At 69.9% G+C, this 508-nt stretch carries 1 protein-coding gene; it reads left to right on the top strand.

Annotated elements, in window-relative coordinates; genetic code table 11:
* Positions 1 to 430: 430 nt before the first annotated feature.
* Positions 431 to 508, top strand: a 78-nt coding sequence (locus tag CCN37_RS36785; protein WP_371505647.1) for a beta-galactosidase, incomplete at its 3' end; no start/stop codon positions are given.

The following is a 508-nucleotide window of genomic DNA, read 5'->3' as shown; positions in this document are numbered from 1 at the left end:
CGGCGGTAAGACCTGGCCGAAGTCGGTCGAGATCTCCACGGCGAAGGCGGCTTACTCCGACCTCGTGCAGACCGGTGATCGCGTCGGCCTGCTCTACGAGACCGGTGCGGCCGGGCCGTATGAGCGGATCGTCTTCCGTTCCATAGGGATCGGGAACCTGGGATGACCGGACTCTCGCGTCGCTCAGCGTTGCGCGGCGCTTTGGCCCTCGGGCTGCTCGCGGGGTGTTCGAAGCCCGGTGGTCTCGCTCGGCGGACTCCAGGACCGGGTCCGGCTCGGCTGACGTTCTGGGCGTGGGTGCCCGGGATCGAGAAGTGCGTGGCGCTGTGGAACTCCGAGAACCCCGACGTGCAGGTCACCCTCGTGCGCGTCCCGGCGGCGCGGAGCGGGGCCTACCCGAAGTTCTCGCGGCGGCCAGCCGTGGTTGTTGATGGAGCAGGCTCCGGGCGCGGTGAACTGGCGCGAGCGCAACGCCGCCAAGGAACCCGGGCAGATGCGGCTGTGGAGC

The sequence above is a fragment of the Allokutzneria sp. NRRL B-24872 genome, assembly GCF_002155965.1.
GTDB lineage: Bacteria > Actinomycetota > Actinomycetes > Mycobacteriales > Pseudonocardiaceae > Allokutzneria.
Note: the sequence above shows the minus strand (reverse complement) of the source record. Positions and strands in the feature narration are given on the sequence as shown.